This is a genomic window from Methanobacterium sp., assembly GCF_038562635.1.
In the GTDB taxonomy this organism is placed as follows: domain Archaea; phylum Methanobacteriota; class Methanobacteria; order Methanobacteriales; family Methanobacteriaceae; genus Methanobacterium_D.
The window spans coordinates 237,508-260,713 of sequence record NZ_JBCFBO010000001.1 but is presented as its reverse complement, the minus strand read 5'-3'; the positions used below and the strand labels follow the sequence as shown (position 1 = coordinate 260,713).

Below are 23,206 nucleotides of genomic sequence, written 5' to 3'. Positions count from 1 at the left end.
AAAGCAAACAATTTATCAAAATTTATATATAATAATATCCAATAGTATTAACAATAAACATATAATTAACAAATAAAATTTTAAATATTGAAATATGTGAATTATATGGAATGATAATAGAGGATGGCATGCCCTCAAAAATTATTGGTGGATTCGTTTAGATTTTAAATTCGATGATCTTGATTTTTTAGAGGAAATATTAAATGCTACAGGATATTTAGTTTCTATGGTGAATTAAATAAACGCTTAATTTCATTAGGGGATTTAAAAAATGGACTTTGAGAAATATTCAAAAAATAGTACACAATTTTATAGTGAAGTAATACCATCTATACTTTTAAAATTTGTTAAAAATATAAAATGGGATTCATATATAGATTTAGGCTGTGGTGATGGTTCATTATTATATGCCCTTAATAACAAAGGGTTTTTTGATGGAAAAAATGTGTATGCTGTTGATTTGTCCCAATTACGAATTGATAAAGTCAAAAAAATAAATGAAGATTTTATTTGTTATATCTCAGATACCTGTAACCTTAAAGATATTAAGGATGGTAGTATCGATTTTGTTACGACTACTCAAGTTATAGAGCATGTTGAAGATGATGAAGCAATGATTAAAGAAATTAGGAGAATATTAAATAGCAATGGAATTGTTTACCTTTCAACAGTTTTCAAAAAAAGATATGCATGGTATTTTTATAGATGTAATGGCAAATGGACTTTAGATCCAACACATGTACGAGAATATACGAAAGACAGTCAACTATTAGATATTATCCAGAATAATGGTTTTAAAATAGTATATAACAACAAATCATTAATTAAAATGTCGATAATTGATTTTATTCTTCGTAAAATGGGTTCTAAAAGAAATGTTTTTCAAAATTCTTTTTTAGCTTATCTTAGAAAAATAAGTATTCCTATATTTGGATATTATAACTGGGAAGTTATACTCGAATCTAAAAGTGAACCACATATGTAGTAATATTTAACTTTTGTTAGTGGTACAATTATGATGGGATAATTTATAAACATTTTTAAATACTATTTTTTAAGTCAAGTTCGTCTTTGTTCTAGATGTGGAAAAGACTAAAGTTCTTCCAATTGTTAGAATAATCAGTGGACATTAAATCTTACATTAAGTATATTTTTGCTAAATTTTGGAATTAATGTTGGTTAGGTTAGCTTTAAAATTCGATTCAACTGATTATTTATTGATATTTTCTAAGAAAAATGGATATAATTGTTAAAAAGATTTCATAGTTTGTTTTTAATTTTAAAATGGAAGAATGTAAAGAAACACTGGTTGAGTACTCCAACAAGGACTATAGATAGGCTGTTAGAAAAAGGGTTCGTAAACAGGAAAGTAGGAGAAAACGACCGTAGAAAACTTTTAATTGAATTAACTCCTAAAGGTAAAAAATTATTATTGGACATCGATAAAGAAAATTTAGAAATCACTAAAAAAATGTTAAATGGTCTTAGTGATGAAGAAATAGAAACCTTTAAAGAAATACTGTTTAAAATAAGTGAAAATATTAAATAAATTTATTTTTAACCATTAAAGATCCCTCTGCTTTACCTTTTAATCAGAGTATATTTCTATTTAATTAAATTGCCATGGAAATTAAGAATTTACATTATATATTTTAATGAGCGGCATTTTTAACTTGCATTTTCTTTATTTTAAATTTGTATCATGGCAATTTATTTTTCTATATAAATTAAATATCCTTAATTTAATCATTTTAAAAATTCGTATATTCTCTCTTTTTATAAAAAAATCATTTAATACTAAATTAATAAGGCATCATGTAATTTTAATTCTTTTAATATCTTCATAAATTTTATTAATATATCTTTATATATTATTACTTAGTATAAAAGAGATGAATTTAGTAAGTAATTAATTCCAGTATCAACCTCCAACGTATTTTAGAGGAGCCAAAAATATGTCTAATCCATCACCGCGATCTTCGGGCATTGAAGAAGTGTGGTACACTTTAAGCAAGGAAGAGGCTGCAAAAAAGATGGGAATTTCCCCTGAGGAAGGGCTTAGTTCTACTGAAGCAATTAATCGCTTAAAGAGCTATGGGTCAAACGTGCTTGAAGAGGAAAAAGAAAAACCTGCATGGAGAAAATGGTTAGAGCAGTACAAGGCTTACATGCAGATAGTCCTCGTTGTTGCAGCTATAGTGGGCCTTTTAATTGGTGAAATCAGAACTTTTATACTCCTTATTCTTTTAACAGTCTTTATTGCTAATCTGGGGTATCGTCAGGAAGCCAAAGCTTCTAAGAGTGTTGCGGAACTTAATAAAATGATGAAAGTTGTTTCTAAAGTGCGGCGGGATGGTTCCGTTACTCAAATTGATGCCGATAAAATTGTAGCTGGAGATATAGTGATTTTAGATGCTGGTGATCGTGTCCCTGCCGACGGCAGGGTGATGATCGCTGCAAATCTCCAGGTGGAAGAGGCTGCACTTACCGGTGAGAGCATGGCTGTTGATAAGAACAATGATGTGATCACCAAAAAGGATATTCCACTTGGTGATAGGGTTAACATGGCTTTCATGAACACTAACGTGACCCGTGGACATGGTGAGATTTTAGTTACCCAGACAGGCATGAACTCGGAAGTAGGACATATTGCCACCATGCTAAAAGAACATAAAGCAGGAAAAACTCCCCTCATGCAGCAGATCGACAGGGTCACCTTATTTATTATAGGAATAGCAGTGATAGCATTTATTTGTATTCTAACAATTGGGCTTTCCCAGGGAGGATCCTTCACAAACCTGTTCAATATAGGTATATCCCTGGCTATAGGTTCTATTCCTGATGCACTGCCAGCTGTCGTAACCACCATATTGGCCATGGGCATGGTGGCGATGGCAAAGAAAAATGCCATCATCAAAAACCTGCCTGCAGTAGAAACGCTGGGATCCACCTCAGCAATCAATTCAGATAAGACTGGGACACTGACAATGAACCAGATGACTGTACGGGACATTTCAACAGCACAACGCCGTTATACAGTCTCTGGGGAAGGATACAGCTTTGATGGAAAAATAGAGAGAACTGAAGGGGGACCAGAAGAGAACCTTGATTATGTCCTTTTTCCATGTGCTCTTTGCATCGACACTGATATTAAGGATGGAGAAGTTGTTGGAGACCCGACTGAAGCTGCTCTTTATGTACTTGCTGAAAAAGGAGGCCTGAATGTCCGGGAGTTCCGGAAGAATAATCCTCGAATTGCAAGCATTCCATTTGATTCAGAATATAAATTCATGGCAACCTTCCATAAGATGAAAACAAGCGAAGGTATGCCTGTAATCCGAGCATATGTTAAGGGGGCTCCTGATGTGATCATTGGGTTGTCTGCATATGGGCGGATGCCTGATGGATCGGCTCATGAGCTTAGTGCAGATGACAGGAAGAAAGTTGAAGATGAAAACGAACGTATAGCCGGTGAAGGATTAAGAGTTCTTGCCCTTGCCCAGAAAGATTTTGACCCTTCATCTTTTGATCCCAATGGTGAGTTGATGTCCCTCATGCAGGGTCTCATGATGACGGCACTTATTGGGGAAGTGGATCCACCACGTGCAGAAGCAAAAGATGCTATTAGAAAGGCAAAACAGGCTGGCGTCCGGGTCAGGATGATTACTGGAGACCATGCAGTTACAGCTGAGGCAATTGGCAGGGAACTGGGTATTGATGGAAGGACTATTACTGGTGCAGAATTTGCGGCACTAAGTGAGGGGGAAGCGGAAAACCAGATCGACGAGATTGGAGTTCTTGCCAGGGTCGCGCCGGAACATAAGGTCAGGCTGGTGAAAACTCTTAAGAAGAAAGGTAATATTGTGGCAATGACTGGTGACGGTGTAAATGATGCTCCATCAATTAAAGCAGCAGATATAGGTATTGCAATGGGCATTACAGGTACTGACGTAGCTAAAGGAGCTGCCAAGATGATCCTTGTTGATGACAATTTCAAAACAATAGTGACTGCCATCGAAGAAGGGCGTAAGATCTATGATAACCTGCAAAAATTTCTTAGAATACAGATCGCTAACATGTTTATGTTTATACTGGCTTTTTTGGGTTCTTCGATATTTGCCATAGCCGGTACGGCACTTTTTACACCAGGTCAAGTGTTATGGGTTCACATGCTCGTTGTTGCACCCATTGGAGTAATGTTTGGGCTTGATATGGCATCGCCAGGTATTATGACTCGTAAGCCTCGAAAACACGATGAAGGAATCATCTCGAAAGGAATGTATATTCGATTATTTATTGCAGGGGCATTCATGGCAGTTACATCGCTCTATGTGTATCATATAGGGCAAGTATCCTACGGTTCCATGCAGATAGGTCAAACTATGGGACTTGTGTCAATATCACTGATGAATATCTTTCTTGCTCTAAATCTTCGATTTCCTAAAGATACATCATTTCAAAGCGCCACTTTTTCAAATACCCGACTCCTTTATGCGTATCTCTGGATTTTATTAGGTACAATCCTCATTACCGAATCAAGGATTTTCCATGAGCTCTTTGGGACTGTTTCACTTGATGCGTATCAGTGGGGTATATGTTTCATTCCAGCGATATTACTTTTTATTATAGGGGAGCTATTCAAGGGATATCTCCGTTACAGTAATAGAAAACATCATTTAAAGCAAAAATAAATATTTAATAAGCTTTTAAGCTTAATTAGAAGTTATTATATCTTTAATAGAGAAAGGAGGTATTATTTTGAATGAAAAACCAGTTGATGAAAAGAGACAGAAATGGATTAAGAGACTTACTATTCTTGTGGCAATATGGGGAATCTTAAGCCTCGAATTTTCATCCACTGTATTTGGAGTAATATTCATTCTCTTTGCAGTGTTGATTTATCTATCTAAAAGTTTCATGGTCATATATGTGCTTGGAGTTATTTTATGGATTTTAGGGGCGATACAGTTATTGAATGCAGCAGGTTTTAGTACAGGATTTACAGTAAGTGCAGCTTATGGGATTGAACTGATTATAGTTGCAATTGCTAATTTCGTAATCGGAGGATTGATTATTTATAGAACAAAGAAATTGGAATAGGTTTATATTTGGAAAATTATCATTATTCCTTAAGTTATACACTTTTAGTTCAGACAATAGATTAAGCTGATTTAGAAAAATAAGAAATTAAATAAATTAATTTAAAAAAATAAAATTATTTATTAACTATATGTTTTGCAAGCCTTTTTGAAAGTGCAAGAATAGTAACAACAGGTGGTGCACCCGGGGCTTCGGGGAAAACACTCGCATCTGCAACATAAAGGCCTTCTATTTCAGTTTGTAAATTAGTGTCAACAATATCACCAATTGCAGCAGTTCCACCGGGGTGTGCTCCTCTTGCATAAGTTGATACCAGTGTTTCTGGAATTACACCTGCTTCAGTTAATATTGCACCGGCAATAGCAGTTCCACGTGCTAAAAGAGCAATATCTTCTGCAGTGTTGAATTTTATTACATTATCCTGTGTAACTTTACCTGAAGGTTCATCTTTTATTTTAATCATAAGCCCCAGGATATCTTTTTTACGAGCTTTATATTTTTTGAGCTTATTTACTAAAATTTCTGAAAAATGAGGGCCTAAAACCATATCATCTAATTTTATGAGGGCATTCATTGTTACTTCCTTGTTGTACTTTATATTTTTAAGTATTCCCCCAACTGTAACAAATGTATCTACAAAAAGGTTGTTGCCTGCATTTATACCTATCTTTTGCAGTAGTCGAGGTGTTTGTATTGCACCGGCTGATAAGATCACAATATCTGCTTTAAATATCTTGTCATCACTTTTTACGCCTTTTATTTTCCCATCAGAAATGATTATATCTGTAATTGGAGTATTATCTATAATTTCTGCTCCGTATTCTTCAGCTTCTTTGATATATTTAATACTGGTCCATTTAGCTTCCCTTGGACAGCCAAAAAAACACTTGCCGCAGGGTTTACATAAATCAGGGTATATGAACTTGGGCATTTTTTGAATTTCCAGGCCCAGAGATCTGGCAGCATCCATTATTTTTTTGGTTCCTTCTCCAAAATGTGAGTCTGGAAGAGTATTTATACACAGTTCCTTTTCTATCTCTTCAAATTCACTGCTTAAATCAATTCCTAATTTTTTAAAAGATTCTTCACAGGTTCTCACAGCGTTCCCTGCTGTTACAAGAGTAGTACCCCCTAAACAGATGGTACTTGACACTTCTGTCCCTACATTCAATACATCATAATGTTTATATGCTTTTTTAGTGCTAACAGATGGTCCTTTTTCAATTACAGTGACTGAAATGCCTGATTTAGCAAGTTCTTTTGCAATGGCTCCCCCGCCTGCACCGGATCCTACAACTATGGCTTTCATTTTAATATCCTTCCATATGAGTTATAATGATATATGTATATTCCATAATAATTATTTCTTTTTTAAACTTCTTCTTGGTTTATTATTAAAGCTTTTCTGCCTTTTATTTCTACTCAAAGTCTTTCCTGATCTATTATTAAAGCTTTTCGGGTGTTTGTTTCTATTTAAAATTAATTTTAAATACTTGTTAAAGTTTCTTTGAGGCTTATCTCTTTTTTTGTATTTTTCGGTTTCACTTTTCTTTGTAAATATTTTTTGTACTATCGCTCCTCCGATTGCTCCAAGTCCAGTACAAGTTACAATTAAAACAAAAAACCCGATTAGTAAAGTAGATAATCCCCATAATTCTAATTTAATCATTTTGGAACTGGATAAAGTTGGAAGATCAGGAAGTACAGGTGAAACAAAAAAGCCGCATATAAAGACGATAAGGCCAATTGCGCCTCCAGCAATCGCACCTATTAGATAACCTCTTTGATTATTTACAGTGAGATAATTTGCAATAAAACCAATTATAACAATGGCAAATAGGCCTTTAATTCCAAGTAAGGGTAAAATAATAAGACCAACCATTATACTTATGAGTATTGCAGCTCCCCTACCAAATCCTGCCATATTTTTTACTTCCAGAAATTTAACTTAACAGATACCTTTATCCATGAGCTTATTTATATCTATTTCGGAATATATTGAATTTTAGAAAATTTCTTGTATAAAACAGGCTATAAATTAATTAGGGGCATAATAGAATAGTAATAAATAATAATTTTAATTGTTTTAAAAATAGGGTAGATACGCAAAAGTATATAAGTCATTATGAATGTATTTAAATTGACCATATGTACTCTGGACACTTGCGCATAAAGTGTCCAGGATCCTAAAATTGAGGAAAGTTGTTATTTTTAAAATATATGGGTAAATTATCGTTTATAGAAATAAAATAGGTAGTTGTTTATTTTTAAATAAATTATATAAAAAATACGGGTCTTTATTTTAGTATATGGATTTAATAAAAATTAATTTATTGAATTAATTTCAATTATTTTATAGGTAGCGTTTAAGAATATAAAATAATTACTGTAGGTATTAACTGGTTACTCGATATGCAAATATATATAAATCATTAGGAAATATTTTTATATGGACCATAAAAAGTCTCCCTGGACACTTGCCCCTAAAAGTGTCCAGGACATTAACTTAAAAATAAAGTAAAATATTGTTAATTTGGTCGTTAACATTTTATTCCTGAATTCATTATGAGTTCAGGATTAATATTACTTATCAAATTAATTCTAAAATAATTCAAATCTTAATTTTAAATTCTATTTATATGTAGGGCATGCATGTTGGATCTAAATATTATTATAGTTCATGTCTATGGCATGCGCATGAGATACTTCCTGTTGCAATTTTAATATAAAAATTAAAAATGTGTAGTTTAGATATTCCCATGAAAATATTACATTACTTAAGGACATGGATGTATTTTTTATGCTTATTTGTAAATTAATATTTTAATTTTTAGGCATACCCAAAACTTTATATAGCTTCTCCAATAACTATAGTTATTAATGTTTTAGGTGGACCTAAATGCCAAAGAATACAACAATTAGCGGAAATGTAGAGGAATATCTTGAACTATTATACAAACTTGGCCCAAACGGAGAAAGGGTTTCAACATCAATGATTTCAGAAAATCTAAAAATTGCACCAGCAAGCGCTACCCAAATGCTTAAAAAACTAGCAGTTAAAGGCTACGTAGAATATTCTCCATATAAAGGAGTGGTATTGACAGAGGAAGGCCTTAAAATTGCAAAAAAAATCACCAGAAAGCATAGATTAATTGAACGATTTTTATGTGACATCTTAAAGATCAAAAGTGATAAGATTCATGACCAGGCATGTGAAATGGAACATGTACTCTCTGACGATGCAGAAAGAGCACTTTGCCATCTTTTAGAACAGCCTAATAAATGTCCTGGTGACAGCGTTATTCCAGAATGTGATTTAAAATTTACAACCTGTGAAGAATGCAAAGAAAGGAAAGAAGTAGATGTGGAAGAAGTTGGAAAGAGGAATGAAAACCTAATCTCAATACTTGACCTTAACGAACACAAAAAAGGTAGAGTAAGTTTTATAAGGGGAGATCACAAGGTAATTCGAAGGCTTTTAGATATGGGAATTACCATTGGCGCAATTATAAGTGTAATCAAAGTTGCTCCACTCGGAGGCCCTGTTGAAGTTGCAGTTAGAGGATCAAAACTTGCCCTTGGTCGAGATATAGCTTCAAACGTTTTTATTGAAGCTTGTGATGAGATGGGGTGCTGATATTGGCTGGATCTGGCGAAAACAAACCTCAAAAATCAGGGAATGGAAAAAATCATGGTAAAAGGCACCAGAATAGACATAAACACGGGCAAAATAATAAAACAGCACCTGATTTTACAATTGCACTAGCAGGAAACGCTAATGTTGGTAAAAGTGTTATTTTTAATGATCTTACAGGTTCCAACCAGATTATAGGGAACTGGCCTGGAAAAACAATTGAGAGAGCAGAAGGTAAACTTCATTTTGAAGGTTATGACATCGATGTAATTGATTTACCAGGAATATATTCTTTTTCTACATATTCACTGGAAGAAATTGTATCAAGGGAATATATTGCACTGGAAAAACCTGACGTTGTTATTAATGTTGTTGATGCTGCCGTTTTAGAGAGAAATCTATTTTTTACAATGCAGCTTGTGGAAATGGAAGTGCCGTTAGTTATATGTGTTAATCAGATTGATATAGCCAAACAAAAAGGAATTAATATCGATACTGAAAAACTGCAGGCAGCATTAGGAGTACCAGTTGTTGCTACTGTAGCTGTAAGAGGGGAAGGATTACACGAATTAATGGAAACAGCCATAGAAATAGCAGAAAAAAAGGAAAATAAAGCTGTTACATTGGAATATGGTAGTGAAGTGGAAAATAAAATTCAAGAACTAACTAATTTAATTCAGTCTAAAAATCTTGATTTAGGATATCCATCGCGGTGGGTAGCTATAAAGCTGATAGAAAACGATCCAGAGATTCAAAAGTTAGTGAAATCTAAATCTGAAGAGGTTACCAATTTAGCATATGATCTGGCAGAGGAAATAGAAGATATTCATAGGGAACCCTCTTTTTCTGTTATTGCATCTGAAAGATATGCCCTTGCAAACAGAATTGCAGAAGGAGCTCAGATGCAGAGTGAAATAAAAATCACATTCTCAGAGAAACTGGACAGGATAGTTACACACAGGGTCTATGGTTATATCACTTCTGCTCTGGTAATAGGTGGACTGCTTTTATGGACATTTGTAGTTGGGAATTTCTTTTCAGGTTTGCTTTCAGACGCTTTTAGCTTCTTCCAACCTGTAGATCCTCAAGTAAGTGGAGGTTTAGCAAGCGTTCTATGGAACGGTGCATTTGGAGGTATTGTAGCAGGGGTTACACTTGTTATACCGTTTGTAGTTCCATTTTATATAATGCTCAGTCTAATTGAAAATTCTGGAATATTAACCAGGGTTGCATTTATGATGGATACACTGATGCATAAAATAGGGCTGCACGGGAAGGCACTTATCCCTATGATCCTTGGTTATGGATGTAATGTTCCAGCTATTGACCAGACCCGTATTTTAGAAACACGACGTGAAAGGCTGCTTGCATCATTTGCTATTACATTTGCACCATGTGCAGCAAGAACCATCATAGTTCTTGGTCTTGTAGCGGTTTTTGTCAACATATGGTGGGCGATTGCACTTTATGCCATTGACCTTGCAATTATATTTATAATGGGTAGAATTGCTTTAAAAGTGGTACCTGGCGAGTCAACAGGATTGATAATGGAAATGCATTCCTTTAAAGTACCATCCTTATCAACTGCACTCAAACAGACATGGACACGGACTAAATCCTTGATTTATCTGGTACTTCCAATATATGTTATTGCCAGTGCAATTATACAGGCCCTGTATGTTCTCGGCGTTTTAGGACCTATAAATGCCGCATTAACTCCTATTACCGTTATGTGGTTAGGTCTTCCAGCAATTTCAGGTATTCTTCTAATATTTGGTATTGTTAGAAAAGAATTTGTTCTTTTAATGCTGGTGACTTTGGTTGGCCCAAATCTAGCTGCCTTTTTAACACCGGTTCAATTTATAGTGCTGGCCCTTGTATCTATGCTGTTCATTCCATGCCTGTCTACCATCACAATATTGATCCGCGAATTTGGAGTGAAAGCCGCGGCATATATATCTGCAGCTAACCTTGTCACAGCCATAGTTATTGGGGGGATAGCGTTTAGAGTACTTTCTTTAGTATTCTAAACTAATTTTTAATTTTAGTTAATTTAACCATAATTACAAAAGTAATACTAAGTTAATTGTAAAAATGCTGATTTGGGTGTAATTATGGAATAAATACTTTAAGTATAGTTAGTTAATGTTAAGTTATCGTTAATTTATGGTGAATATAAAATGAAATGGTTATTAGCCTCATTATGCATTTTAGCCCTTATTGTAGGTTATTCATATATTACAGTTTCAGATGGTCCTATTGAACCTATGGGGAGGCTTGCATTTGTTAAGTTAGCAAATCCAGATATGTATCCTGGCCATATTCATTCTGAACTCCTTGCTAAAGAAGCTGAGGCTACAGGATCTAAGTGTGCATTGGTACTGCAATTGTATGGTGGTTCTAATTATCGTAGTTATCAGGAGGGCAATGTGTATATAATTGAGGTAGCATTTATTGACACTCAGGGTATGGGTTCAATAAATATGAGCCAGGTTAACTTTTTGGATTCGTTTAAAGTGGCTTTATTTGGTGTTCCTGACGGCAGGTATAAATACATGTCTGATGGGCATGTTTATGACACTTACGACGAGATGATGGCTCACGTCAACGAACTCGCCCAGGAACATGGACAACAGGGTCCGCTTCCAATGTTTTATAAAGGAACAGTAAGGCAGGGAAATCCTATAATAACTCCTGGAGAAGGGTTCCCATTATACTTCCAGATATTAACTAAAACATATGGAATTATTCCTGCTTATGTGTATACGTTATCTGGGATGTTTGCACCGTACTTTAATGATCCTTACCGTGATTTTGAGCTTAAAAATGCTTCACAGTTACAAGATGATTATAATCAGGGGTTATTAAACATAAATTATGAGACCAATACAAAGGGTAACAAAACTGCCCTTCAATATTACAAGCAGCTGTACGAAAACAACAGCCAGAGCTACGATAGTGCGTGATTTAAAATTATGGTGAATAAAAAATGAAATGGTTACTAATTACATTAGGTATTTTAGCTCTTATTATAGGTTATTCTTATGTCACAGTTTCAAATGGTCCTATTGAACCTTTAGGAAGGCTTTCGTTTGTTAAACTGGCAAATCCAGATATGTATCCTGGACATCCTGACTCCGAACTTTTGGTAAAATATGCAGAAGAAAGAGGATCTAAATGTGCTCTGGTAGTACATTTTACTGGAAGTTCCAACTACCGCAGCTACAACGATAGTGGTGTATATATAATAGAAGTAGGTTTTATTGACACCCAAGGTAACGGTTCGATTAATATAAGCCAGGTTAACTTTTTGGATTCGTTTAAAGTGGCTTTATTTGGTGTTCCTGACGGCAGGTATAAATACATGTCTGATGGGCATGTTTATGACACTTACGACGAGATGATGGCTCACGTCAACGAACTCGCCCAGGAACATGGACAACAGGGTCCGCTTCCGCTGGTATGGCATGGAACTGTCAGGCAGGACAACCCAATTCTAGTTCAAGGATGTGGATTCCCACTGTATTTCCAGATATTAACCCAAACCTATGGAATAATTCCTGCATATGTATATACAATTAAAGGAATGCTCTTCCCTTACTTTAACAACCCCTACAGGGATTTTGAGTTAAAAAATTATGCAACTCTACAATCCTATTATGACCAGGGATTGTTAAATGAAAACTACAAAACAGTTAATGACAGCTATCAGTACAACATATATAAAAATAACCAGAACTATGATTAATTAACCATTTAGTTGATTAATCATTTGATGTGGTTCCTAAAACTATGATGGACTAATATATGATTGGAATAGTAAAATAAACGTTGAACAGCTCTCAGTTATGATTCAACTTATATTTTACCTCATATTTTTCAATACCTTTTTTACAGGGCTAAATAATTAATTGAAGCACTATATTGTTTTTTTTAAATAAAAATTGTAATATTCGGGATATCTGCAGGTTTAAGTTCTATTTTAGTTCTAGAAATATCTTCATTCCAGCAAATTAAGTATCATCTGTTTTAAGTGTTCACTTTCGTCTGCAATATTATTAATGGATTTTTCAATATTAACGTCTAATTTATCTTCATGATCATGTTTTAACTGTTTTGTAATATCTGTAATGATTTCCAGGTGTTCTTGTAGATAGTTGGCAGTTGTATAAATAAATTGTTCAGATTCTTCATTTAAATGACTTAATTTATCTAAAAGTTTTTTCAGTTTTTCTTCTGCATCCTTACGTTCTGTAATGTCACGGGAAATACCAAGAGCTACTGTTTTTCCTCTAAATTTAAAAATATGAGTATTTATTTCTACAGGTATTCTTCTACCGTCTTTAGTAACGTGGACTATCTCAAATTTAGCATATCCATTGGTCCAAATTTCTATGGCGTGGCTTGCCATTTCTACTCTTTTATCTGGAGCTACAATATCTACAGGGGACATATTCTGAAACTCTTCATTTGTATAACCCAGCCGATTGCATCCAACTTCGTTTACTTCAATGAACTTCCCAGGCATCCCATTTTCATTCATTTCATGCAATGTGATCATGTCATTTGCATTATGAAATATTTCCCTGAATTTCTCTTCACTTTCTTTTAAAGCATTAACCAGTAGTTTATGCCTTGTGATATCTCGACAAACTGTAAGGTAAACTCTTCTTTCTTTGTATTTAATCACGTGTCCATTAACTTCCACTGGTATTCTTCTGCCCTCTTTAGTAACATGAACTATCTCAAAATTGCTGTAACCATTTTTGGTTAATGCTACTGCATTAAATGGCATTTCTGCTCTTTTATCTGGAGCAACTATATCAACAGGACTCATATTTAATAATTCTTCTTTAGTGTAACCTAATCTTTCAACACCGACTTCATTTATTTCAATATATTTCCCAGGCATTCCATTGGCATCGATTTCACTTAAAGAAATCATATCGTTTGCATTATTAAATATCAAACGGAATTTTTCCTCACTTTCTTTTAAAGCCCTCATGATCTTTGCCTGTAGTATTGCAAAATCTTTAAGCGCTTTTTCTGTCTCTTTACGTTTACTTATATCACGAAAAACAACTTGAACTGCGTTTTTCCCATTATAGGTGAATCCAGCTGCTAAAACTTCTACATCTATGGCTTTTCCATCTATCGATAAAAATTTTTCTTCTATTGGTGGAACGGCTTTGTTTTCTACCATATTATTTATACGTTCTATTACTATTTCCCTATAATCCGGATGTACAAAATCAATCAAAGACCTATTTACAAGTTTTTCAGAGTTTTTTACACCTAAAAGCTCCATTGCAGTATTATTTGCCCAGATAACTTTTCCTTCGCTATGAAACACAACTGCATCAAAACAATTCTCCAGTAATTTACGGTAGCGGTTTTCACTTTCTTTCAACGAATTCTCTGCTTTTTTACGTTCACGTATATCTCGAGAAATTGAAAGGCCGACATTTTTTCCATTGTAATTAATAATATGGGCAGTGATTTCTACGGGTATCCTCTGAGAGTCTTTAGTTGTATGGACAGTTTCAAATGTTGCATGATGTTCCTTAGTTGGTTTTGCGAGGGCTCTTCGAGTTTCATATTCTTTATCTATATCATAAGGGGTCATATCCAAAAATTCTTCCTTACTGTAACCTAACCGTTTAATACCTGTATCATTTATTTCAATAAATTTTCCAGGTGTACCATCTTCATTCATCAGATTTAAACTGATCATATCATCTGCTCTATTAAATATTAAACGGAATTTTTCATCATTTTCATTTAATATTTCATTTATTCCTTTTTCTCCAATAATTGCTGTTTTTTTTGCAGTTTTAATCTCTAAATTGTCATTATTATTTTCTAATTCTTTTTCTTCACCAGTAATCTCTACTTTCAACATGACAAAAAGGTTGTCATGAATTGGGAATCCTGAAATTTGGTAATATCGATTAAATGGAGGTAAATAAGCTTTAAACGTTTTTTTACCAGTAATTATTATATCTTCATATATTTTAAAATAAAGTTCTAAGTCATCATTTCCATATAAATTACTGATATAATTACCAACATAATGTTTATAGGAATCACTTAAGCCGGCTATTTCGGCAGAATTAACATATTTCACAATAAAATCATGGATCTTACCTTTATTATCATACACCGGTTCGTAAACTGATATAGCTTCAAGCAGATTGTCAAATATTTCAAAGTTTTTCCCAAATGAGTAATTACCGGCCCTCATCATATTTTCATCTTCTTTTAAGTATTCCCATAAAATAATTAGTTAATATGAAAAGTATTATTATATTATTATCAAAGTTCAATACTAATATATACGTTGTGGTTTTCAGGATACTTTACAGGGATATTTTTAATATCACTACTTATTCTCAAATTATTTAAAAGAAAATGCAGGGTCTGAAAAATTGTAAAAGTAAAATAATCAATAAAGATAATATAGATAAACATCATTTAGAATAGAAATTTTGAAAAATAAATCTTGCAAATTTAAGTTAAAATTTTTTTAAGGCAGGAGGTCTTTTATGATTTTTACCAAAACCATCCATATAGAAACTGAAAAACCAGGAGATATTATTAATTTAACACATAAAATTGAAGGTGCAGTGGGCGAGTCTAAGATCAGTAATGGTATTGTACATGTATTTGCTCCACATGCCACTGCGGTCTTTGCTTTAACAGAACTTGAGAGTAATTTAAGGGAAGATATTGAAAAATTACTTGATAATTTAACTCCAAAAGAAGGGTGGAAGCATGATGTAAACGCTTATTCACACCTCCGGTCAATGCTCCTTCCTCCAGATAGAACACTTCCGGTAAGAAATGGAAGAGTCATCAAAGGAACCTGGCAGGATTTATTTTTTATAGAAGCAGATACTTCAGGCAGGTTAAGAAAAATAGAGGTAACTGTTATTGGGGAATAAGTAGATCCTTTTAAATTTTAATATAATTGGAGGCGCTAAATGAACAAATTAAAGTCAACAGTTGGATTTGTAGGCGAAAATGGAGTTGTACTTAAAGATCATTCTGTATTTGATAAGGGCGACATTGTGGTATTAATATCTGCTGAAAATATCAACGAGCTTTTAGGGGAATTAATGAAAATAAAAGAAAATATTGATATGAGTAAGCGTTGGATGGGTGAGATAAAAGAAATTGAGTAGTTAATATTGATGAGTTTTTAGTTAAATCAATAAAATAGAAAGTATTGGTGCTAATAAACATTGAATCGATGAGATAAATTGGTAGCTTAGAAAGTACTGCTGAATTTAAAGGAATTAGTGGATAGATGATATTGATGCCAGTAACTTAGATTTGGAATAAAAGAAATTAAGTAGAGTGTCTACTTATTAATTAATTTAAATCTCGCCAATATATTAATAATCAATAAAAAGAGCTCAACTATAGTTGCAATTACTATACCTGCCATTATAAATATTAAAGCAATTGTTACACTCCAGTCAACTAAAAATGAGCTGAAATTGAATGGAAAAATGCTGTAAATGGAATATACAGCAGTAAATGCAAATATATTCAAAATTATCTTTATTATATGCCTAAACCATTCTGGATTGAAGATAAGAAACATTATGTTTCCGATTATTGTAGCTGTAATTGCAATGTTTATAATCCATAAAATTTCATTAAGTGCATTTGTAATAAAGTAAACATGCCAGTTGAGTAAATTATTAAAAATATACAATAAAATTACGTTAACAACTATTGCGCCAATATATTCAGATTTTTTAGAATTTTTCTCTTTTTTCTGGCGCTTTGAAGATAAATTATCCATAAAACTCTTAATTTTATTTTTTTCATTTTTCATGATTTCCACCCAAGTGTAACTTATACATCGCAAAACTGTTATATTTAATATAAAAAATTATGAATTAAATTCAAAATCTTAGATAAAGATCATGTTTAATTGGTCAATACTACAACTTAATGTATTGTCTACTTTCTAGACTTTATTATGAATATGAACAACCATATCATTACTAATAATCATTAATTTTTGATGCATTATTTTAAGTATAACATAATTAGACAAGTCAAATGATCCTGATTACCATTTCAGGTGTTATGATCATGTTTATTTTTTGATCATGTTCTTCTGTAGGGACTTCGTCTATAATCTGGGTTTCATGAACAGTAGTTACAACTGGAGTACTTGGTGTAATAGCTTTTTCAGAAATTAACTCTGATATTTCCCTATCGCCGTAACCCCCTCCTTTTCCAAGCCGGTTTCCAGATTTATCCACTGCTACAGAACCTTCCACTACAAGATCTACTTGAGGGAACTCTCGAAATCTTTGATTTCGGAGCACGAAACGAAGTTTCGTAAGTTCATGGATTTTTTTCCCAAATTTAAAAGCGCCTTTTATGGTTGATGCTGTTTCTTCATTCCCTTTAATGCTAAATGGATCTATTAAAAGGAATCCCTCTTTAAGCTTGGGTGAAGCCATAATTAACAGCTTTTTATCTAACAGTGCAAATTCACGGACTTTTATCTGGGCTGTATCTGGGCTTGAAAAGATAACTTCTGCATTTTGCCATTCTTCAGTGTTTCTTAACATTCTGGCAGCTTCAGTCGAGCCTGAAAAATCAGGTATTCTCCCATAGGGAGATTTAGTATGTTGGGATAAATTATTATTCTCTAAAGTGCTCCAGATTAGGTTTCTTACTCTTTCTTTCTCTTCGGTTATCATTGGTTTTATTATATGGTGTAAGTTAAATAAATCTATAACACTGGACGTATTTCAGTTAAATTAAAGAATTACTACTGTAAATACTGAATATTAATTATAAAAAATTAAGAGTTTAAAAAAGAATTAAAAAATAGAATTAAATTAAATCACTGATGCAATTGCGAGTACTGGAATCATAGCCATAAGAGCCAGATGTGGAGCATATGCTGGTGATGTCTGGAAATTATATTTGAGCGTTGCCCATGTCTGTGTAAATGCTGTAATAACTGCAATTAACTGCAATGCTACAGCTGCATAGAGAACAAACACATTGCCTGTGGCAATAGCTGCAATTGTGACTATAAGTGCTAATATCAAAGCACCAAAGTGAGGTGCCAGGCGCATACCTGACATTCTAAATGTTATAAAACCGCTTGCAATACCACTCACCAGTATCGCGAGTATTATTACGGGATATGTAACTTGCATTCTTTTTCCTCCATTAAAAGTTTACAACTGCGTATGTAGGGTCACTTAGCAGTGTTATGTATGTTGCAGCCCCTGCAAGGCTGGTACCCTTAACAAGGTCATCCTGTTTCATTCCTCTAAATTCGGCACTGAGCTCGCATACGTAAACTTTAGCACCCATTTCAATAACTTCTATCATTAGCTTGTCCAATCTATCGAAAGATGGATGCTTAACCTTTTTGGAGTTACCTTTTTTGGCTATACTTACTCCATCCATGAGCAGGAATATTGCCACTTGTTTACCCATACTGAGGGCAGCTTTTGAGAATATGAATGTGGCGTATGCACGTTCTGCATTACCTATCCCATTACTTTGTGCGACAAGCACTTTATCCCTATTAGCTACTGCAGCAGATGTTGAAGCAGTTTTTTCTACTTTTTCCAGTAAAATATAACTCTTATTGTCATCTGTACCTTTTTCAACCACTTTACCACTCATTTCTGGAATGGAAATGGCTATATCTTCAATGGCTTCACTACTTTTACTTTTGACCTTTAAGCGTTCCCCAATTGCCATAGAACTAAGCTTCTCCCCTACCAGTATGATAGGTCCTGGGCATGTTTCTCCAGTAACGTCCAATTCTACTGCTTGTGATTTTGTCATTCTAACTACAACCTGTTTATCTGAATTTTCCACTTCAAATGCGAAACCATATTTCTCTGCTATGTTTTCAAGGCCTTCTTCTGATCCTGGGCTGAGAGTTAAGATAAACCCATCATCTGCACCGTTTTTTATTATGTTTTCTGCGAGTATAGCTGAATTAGGTGCCTTAATTCCCAGAGCTTGCACGGTTTTCATGGCTGTTTTCTCCTAAAGTTCTCCCCATTTACCTTTAAATGTTTCCAAGGCGTCAACTATATCAACGAAGTTTTTAGGGGGTATGCCTATAACAACTTCTTCATCTGCTACTTTGGCGTATTTACGTGACCCGCTACATCCGAGGGTCATGTTTGGTACTCCTCGCTCTTTTACTGCCACTACTGCATCAGCACACAGTGATTGTATACCTGAATAGTCGCTGGAAATTCTACCACCTTTTGCTCTTAAATAAGCTTGAGATACTCTTAAAGCCTGTTTTGGTGTAATTACAAGAACTATTACATCAGGTTCATATTCTGCACTTTCTAAAGGTGAATAAATTGAAGCAAAGTAATTTTCGCTGGATTTAGGAATAGCAGCTATGGTTTCCTGGGCACCTTCAGGGGTTTCAAAGTTTCCAAGCTGGTGGTACATCTTTCCAGAAGCTACACTTGCAGGTAATGGTTCAATTCCCATTACACCGGCTCCTCCTTTACACATGTGTTCATCAGAAGTTGCATAACCTTTATTTCCAGTTAACCTTGCGTCCTGGACAAATTCACAGTGCCTTTTCTTTTCACTTACTTTGAGATAACCTTCAGGTATTTCATCAGCGGATTTTACCAGTTTTACAGCTACAGGACTTCCTTTTAGTCCTAACAATTCTTTTAATTCTTTTACTTTTTCTTCATACATTGTATCTGCCCTCTGCAAAATGATATATTTAAACTATACTTTATAGTATAACTATACTTTATAGTATAATTTCTAATATTTAAACTTTGTCCTTTGATAAAATGAAAAACATACATATATATAAAAGAATAACGCGAAATACGTGCAGTAGGCAATATTTATATATAAGTTACTAAATTATACTATATAGTATAAATGATTTGAGATGGAGATCATGGAAGAATTATCAAATACAGAAAGGCTGATCATGTCATATATAAGATCTCACCCTCCTGAAGACTGCATGCTGGATAAAATAACGAGGGGTACAAGCAGGAGCAGAGCTACTGTGCTTAAGTATCTTGAAATATTGCATGCAAAAGGAATATTAGATTTTAAATTTGTGGGCAGGAGTAAATTATGGTTTTTAAAACAAGCTATCCCTGAAAAACCTGAAATCATATCTGAACCTGTTGATCTTGACATTCAAAAAATAAATGAGCTTGTATCAGCTGCTTCAAGACTGCATGCACTAAGGTCAAAGGAAATGGAACTTAAAATGTTAATTGACAGTCCAGATGCATTAATATTCACTGTTAATATACATATGGACATCATAACATTTAATAACACGTTTAATACATTCTTTCCAGCAAAAAAGAATCTACGTGACATAATAAGCAGCGAACAAGTAAATATGATTGAAAACCTTACACGATCATTGAGTTTGAAGGATAATATAACCCTTGAAATAGATATGATGGAAAAGTCGGGCATATACAGACCATATAAAATATCACTGCAGCCGATTTTGGAGGATAATGAAACTGTTATTGGTATTGTTATTATAGGGGAAGAACTTTCACAATCCAGACGTACAAAGCGCGAGTTAGAAACACTGTTATCAATAGCTCAGGCTGCAGGTTCAGCAAGTAGTGAAGAACAGCTTATGGAAGAAGCAACAGTAAGTATCAAAGATATAATTCCATATGAATATTGTACGATATTTTTAAAGGATAATGGAAATATAAGGACCGCTTACGAAACATCAGAGTCAACTGGTGAATTACTTCCGCATGTTAAAGGATTTATTGAAAAAAGTATGAATACGCTGGAGGCAAAATCTGCCGGGAAAGGAGACTTTTATCTTGAAAATGTCAAATCAGTAATGGGAGACATGTCTATTTCTTTGATGCTGTCTATTCCAATTATCGATGAAGATTCTGCCATTGGTTCTATACTTCTACTGACTACTTTAACTTCAGTTAGCTCTGTAAGCATTGAAAATGTAGAGATGGCTGCCGATGAACTTTCAGGATATCTGAAGATGCAGAGGTTAACCAGTGAGAAAGAGGAATTTGCCAACACTTTACTTGCAATGAACCAGATTTCAACTGTACTCAATTCCACAAGCAACGAAGATGAAATGCTTGAAAAAGCTGTAAAATCCACTATTAGTTCACTGGGCTTTGAAATGGGTTGTATTTATCTAAATGACGATAAAGAAGAATTAACTCTAAGGGTACACAAAAATCTTCCTGAAGGTCTTAAAAATATGTGCATGGCAGGCATGTTTAAAGATCTCTTCAGTAAAACACTTGAAAAACAGAATTTAGTATATATAACATCTGAATCTGAAGAATATGAATCCCTCGAACCTGCAGTTAAAGCAAATGGTATAAGAACCATGTTAATATTGCCCATTAAAAGCGGTGATAATATAATAGGTCTTTTAAATATGGGTAGCAGACAGATAAAGCATTACAATGATATTAGTCTTGAAAATCTTAGTTCTATTGGTTTACAATTAGGTTTAGCTCTTGAAAAGTCAAGATTAGCAATTAAACTAAAGGTAGAAAGTAACAGAGGTATACATATTTAATTTTATACTAAAGATAACTCTTAATTAATAATATATAGAAAACAAAGTTAGTATCAAATAATATAAAATCGGAGCACAAAATGACATTTTCATTGTATATACTCATAATTCTAGCAATAATTGGACTTTTTTTAATATGGATATTCTGGTCAAGTATTATAGGTGCTGGATTTCAGCCTACTTCTAAAAAATTGGTTAAACAGATGTTGGATATGGCAGAAATAGGTCCAGAAGATATTGTATATGATCTAGGCTCTGGCGACGGTAGAATTGTGATTAATGCTGTTAAAAAGTATAATGCAAAGGCAGTGGGGTTGGAAGCAGATCCGTCCCGCGTATTCTGGTCCCGCTTAGTCATAACACTTTCAGGTATTGGAAACAGGGCCAAAATTATATGGGGAAACTTTTTCAATCAAAATATCAGTGAAGCTACAGTGGTAACTTTATTTTTAAGTAATACTGCCAATCAAAAATTAAAATCTAAGTTTTTGGAAGAGTTAAAGCCGGGAACTAGAATTGTTTCATATGTCTGGAAATTCAGAGGGTGGAAACCAGTAAAAGTAGATGAAAATGAAGAGATTTATTTGTATGTAATAGGCCAAAGTAATTTATCACTAAAAGAATGTAATATACGTTATTATTAGACCAATGTTTAATTGGTTAATTCTGATACAATCCAATCATATACTATCTGGTGGACTTTTTCAGAAGATTCATCCAGACAATGTGCATTTCCAGTTAATATAACTATTTCCTTTGGATCATGTGCTTTATTGTAAACCTGTTTAGAGCAGTTAATGGGAAGAACAGGATCATCAGATCCGTGGATAATTAATATGGAAGTGCCTTGAGAAAAATTAGAAACTGAATCAGTCCCGTGGCTTTGAGTTGAAAGTGTAACTACAGTTTTAACAGAACTGGATAATGCAGCAGCTTGAATCACCACTGCTCCTCCAATTGAATGGCCAACTAAAGCAATTTTAGATGCCCCTACATTTTTTAAAAACTTAATTCCAGCAAGTACATCATATACCGATTCTTCAATATCATGAGGATATCTGTAGCGGATTCTAAGGGAAGATATGTTATTTTTTTTAAGTTTTTCAGATAGATCGGGGTATAATTCTTCAGATGGTGTGTCCCAATCTCCACCTACTCCACCTACCCAAATTACGCTTAAATTGTCGCTGTCAACTTTATAAAATCGGCAGGATACTTCACCTCTATCAGTTATCAATTCTACAGGAATATAACCATTTTTAGCATTTTCTCCTATAATTTCTTTGATATCTATTTTAATATCCATTATATTTCCTCTTTTTAAGCTTGATATGAATTTATAAATTAAAATACGGTTTTTTAATTGTTTAATGAAAAATATATTTACTTAAATTTTAGATGTTATTAGTAATAATTATTTATATTTTATTATTATAATAATTAACTAAGTCCAAAAATGTTAAAAACGGCGTCAATTGTTATTTTAAATAATTTAAACTCCATTAATCAAGAAAATCAAATAAAAATACATGGAAAATATAACACTCCAGTTACTGGTATTGCATTTATTGGCTTTATTGGAGCGGCTATTGCTGCATTTGTTCCTATAACTGATGTAGTCCAGCTTGTAGATATAGGAACCCTTGTAGCATTTATTATTGTTTCATTTGCTGTAATAATGTTAAGAAAAACGCACCAGACATTCAATGCCCTTTTAAAACGCCGTTTGTACCTGTAATCCCTTCTATTGCAATAATATTTTGCATTTTGTGTATTTGAACTGCCAAGTATCACTCAATTAAGATTTATTATCTGGTTTGCAATAGGATTGGTTATATATTATTTCTATGGCCAACATAAAATTCATTTAAACAAAAATC

At 33.6% G+C, this 23,206-nt stretch carries 22 protein-coding genes; 13 read left to right on the top strand and 9 right to left on the bottom strand.

Annotation, left to right across the window (positions count from 1 at the left end):
* Positions 1-271 precede the first annotated feature (271 nt).
* The 4 genes from AAGU07_RS01245 (at position 272) to AAGU07_RS01230 (ending at position 5,100) form a co-directional block, all read left to right on the top strand.
* The gene (locus AAGU07_RS01245; protein ID WP_342457401.1) at positions 272-985 is read left to right on the top strand and encodes a class I SAM-dependent methyltransferase; all 714 of its coding nucleotides are present in this window, start codon (positions 272-274) and stop codon (positions 983-985) included.
* 324 nt (positions 986-1,309) lie between these two features.
* Complete coding sequence (locus tag AAGU07_RS01240) at positions 1,310-1,549, top strand: MarR family transcriptional regulator (protein WP_342457400.1); 240 nt, start codon at positions 1,310-1,312, stop codon at positions 1,547-1,549.
* Between the two features lie 406 nt (positions 1,550-1,955).
* Entirely contained in the window at positions 1,956-4,691 is a 2,736-nt protein-coding gene (locus tag AAGU07_RS01235; protein ID WP_342457399.1) for an HAD-IC family P-type ATPase, read from the top strand.
* A 67-nt stretch (positions 4,692-4,758) separates the two neighbouring features.
* On the top strand, positions 4,759-5,100 hold the full coding sequence (locus tag AAGU07_RS01230) for a hypothetical protein (protein ID WP_342457398.1): 342 nt from the start codon (positions 4,759-4,761) through the stop codon (positions 5,098-5,100).
* Positions 5,101-5,215: 115 nt separating this feature from the next.
* Here the strand turns inward: AAGU07_RS01230 and AAGU07_RS01225 are convergent, their stop codons facing one another.
* Positions 5,216-6,409 (bottom strand): FAD-dependent oxidoreductase, encoded by a 1,194-nt coding sequence (locus AAGU07_RS01225; RefSeq protein WP_342457397.1) that lies wholly within the window; start codon positions 6,407-6,409, stop codon positions 5,216-5,218.
* Between the two features lie 51 nt (positions 6,410-6,460).
* Positions 6,461-7,024, bottom strand: coding sequence for a hypothetical protein (locus AAGU07_RS01220; protein ID WP_342457396.1), 564 nt, complete (start codon positions 7,022-7,024; stop codon positions 6,461-6,463).
* A 975-nt stretch (positions 7,025-7,999) separates the two neighbouring features.
* Between AAGU07_RS01220 and AAGU07_RS01215 the strand changes: the two genes are divergently transcribed.
* The 4 genes from AAGU07_RS01215 (at position 8,000) to AAGU07_RS01200 (ending at position 12,482) form a co-directional block, all read left to right on the top strand.
* Positions 8,000-8,737 (top strand): metal-dependent transcriptional regulator, encoded by a 738-nt coding sequence (locus AAGU07_RS01215; protein WP_342457395.1) that lies wholly within the window; start codon positions 8,000-8,002, stop codon positions 8,735-8,737.
* 2 nt (positions 8,738-8,739) lie between these two features.
* Positions 8,740-10,764: a ferrous iron transport protein B gene (gene feoB / locus AAGU07_RS01210; protein WP_342457394.1), complete on the top strand. Its 2,025-nt coding sequence runs from the start codon at positions 8,740-8,742 to the stop codon at positions 10,762-10,764.
* Between the two features lie 150 nt (positions 10,765-10,914).
* On the top strand, positions 10,915-11,700 hold the full coding sequence (locus tag AAGU07_RS01205) for a hypothetical protein (protein ID WP_342457393.1): 786 nt from the start codon (positions 10,915-10,917) through the stop codon (positions 11,698-11,700).
* Between the two features lie 23 nt (positions 11,701-11,723).
* The gene (locus AAGU07_RS01200) at positions 11,724-12,482 is read left to right on the top strand and encodes a hypothetical protein (protein ID WP_342457392.1); all 759 of its coding nucleotides are present in this window, start codon (positions 11,724-11,726) and stop codon (positions 12,480-12,482) included.
* A 252-nt stretch (positions 12,483-12,734) separates the two neighbouring features.
* Here AAGU07_RS01200 and AAGU07_RS01195 read toward each other — a convergent pair whose 3' ends face one another.
* Positions 12,735-14,981, bottom strand: a complete 2,247-nt coding sequence (locus AAGU07_RS01195; RefSeq protein WP_342457391.1) for a PAS domain S-box protein — start codon at positions 14,979-14,981, stop codon at positions 12,735-12,737.
* Between the two features lie 298 nt (positions 14,982-15,279).
* Between AAGU07_RS01195 and AAGU07_RS01190 the strand changes: the two genes are divergently transcribed.
* Positions 15,280-15,678 carry a secondary thiamine-phosphate synthase enzyme YjbQ gene (locus AAGU07_RS01190; RefSeq protein ID WP_069585652.1) on the top strand — a complete coding sequence of 133 codons (399 nt, stop codon included), beginning with the start codon at positions 15,280-15,282 and terminating at the stop codon, positions 15,676-15,678.
* A gap of 39 nt (positions 15,679-15,717) precedes the next feature.
* Positions 15,718-15,918, top strand: coding sequence for a hypothetical protein (locus AAGU07_RS01185; protein WP_342457390.1), 201 nt, complete (start codon positions 15,718-15,720; stop codon positions 15,916-15,918).
* Positions 15,919-16,097: 179 nt separating this feature from the next.
* On the opposite strand, the gene AAGU07_RS01180 is transcribed toward AAGU07_RS01185, so the two are convergent.
* The 5 genes from AAGU07_RS01180 to AAGU07_RS01160 all read right to left on the bottom strand — a co-directional run bounded on the left by AAGU07_RS01180 (position 16,098) and on the right by AAGU07_RS01160 (position 19,465).
* Complete coding sequence (locus tag AAGU07_RS01180; RefSeq protein ID WP_342457389.1) at positions 16,098-16,580, bottom strand: hypothetical protein; 483 nt, start codon at positions 16,578-16,580, stop codon at positions 16,098-16,100.
* A 226-nt stretch (positions 16,581-16,806) separates the two neighbouring features.
* The gene (locus AAGU07_RS01175) at positions 16,807-17,463 is read right to left on the bottom strand and encodes a 5-formyltetrahydrofolate cyclo-ligase (RefSeq protein ID WP_342457388.1); all 657 of its coding nucleotides are present in this window, start codon (positions 17,461-17,463) and stop codon (positions 16,807-16,809) included.
* 141 nt (positions 17,464-17,604) lie between these two features.
* Complete coding sequence (locus AAGU07_RS01170; protein WP_342457387.1) at positions 17,605-17,931, bottom strand: DUF5400 domain-containing protein; 327 nt, start codon at positions 17,929-17,931, stop codon at positions 17,605-17,607.
* Positions 17,932-17,944: 13 nt separating this feature from the next.
* A complete protein-coding gene (locus AAGU07_RS01165; RefSeq protein ID WP_342457386.1) occupies positions 17,945-18,769 on the bottom strand; it encodes a DsrE family protein in 825 nt (274 codons plus the stop codon).
* A 12-nt stretch (positions 18,770-18,781) separates the two neighbouring features.
* Positions 18,782-19,465 (bottom strand): DUF169 domain-containing protein, encoded by a 684-nt coding sequence (locus AAGU07_RS01160; protein ID WP_342457385.1) that lies wholly within the window; start codon positions 19,463-19,465, stop codon positions 18,782-18,784.
* 214 nt (positions 19,466-19,679) lie between these two features.
* Between AAGU07_RS01160 and AAGU07_RS01155 the strand changes: the two genes are divergently transcribed.
* On the top strand, positions 19,680-21,326 hold the full coding sequence (locus AAGU07_RS01155; protein ID WP_342457384.1) for a GAF domain-containing protein: 1,647 nt from the start codon (positions 19,680-19,682) through the stop codon (positions 21,324-21,326).
* An 80-nt stretch (positions 21,327-21,406) separates the two neighbouring features.
* Positions 21,407-21,970 carry an SAM-dependent methyltransferase gene (locus AAGU07_RS01150; RefSeq protein ID WP_342457383.1) on the top strand — a complete coding sequence of 188 codons (564 nt, stop codon included), beginning with the start codon at positions 21,407-21,409 and terminating at the stop codon, positions 21,968-21,970.
* 8 nt (positions 21,971-21,978) lie between these two features.
* Here the strand turns inward: AAGU07_RS01150 and AAGU07_RS01145 are convergent, their stop codons facing one another.
* Positions 21,979-22,632, bottom strand: coding sequence for an alpha/beta fold hydrolase (locus AAGU07_RS01145; protein ID WP_342457382.1), 654 nt, complete (start codon positions 22,630-22,632; stop codon positions 21,979-21,981).
* 150 nt (positions 22,633-22,782) lie between these two features.
* Between AAGU07_RS01145 and AAGU07_RS01140 the strand changes: the two genes are divergently transcribed.
* The gene (locus AAGU07_RS01140) at positions 22,783-23,064 is read left to right on the top strand and encodes a hypothetical protein (protein ID WP_342457381.1); all 282 of its coding nucleotides are present in this window, start codon (positions 22,783-22,785) and stop codon (positions 23,062-23,064) included.
* Positions 23,065-23,206 lie beyond the last annotated feature (142 nt).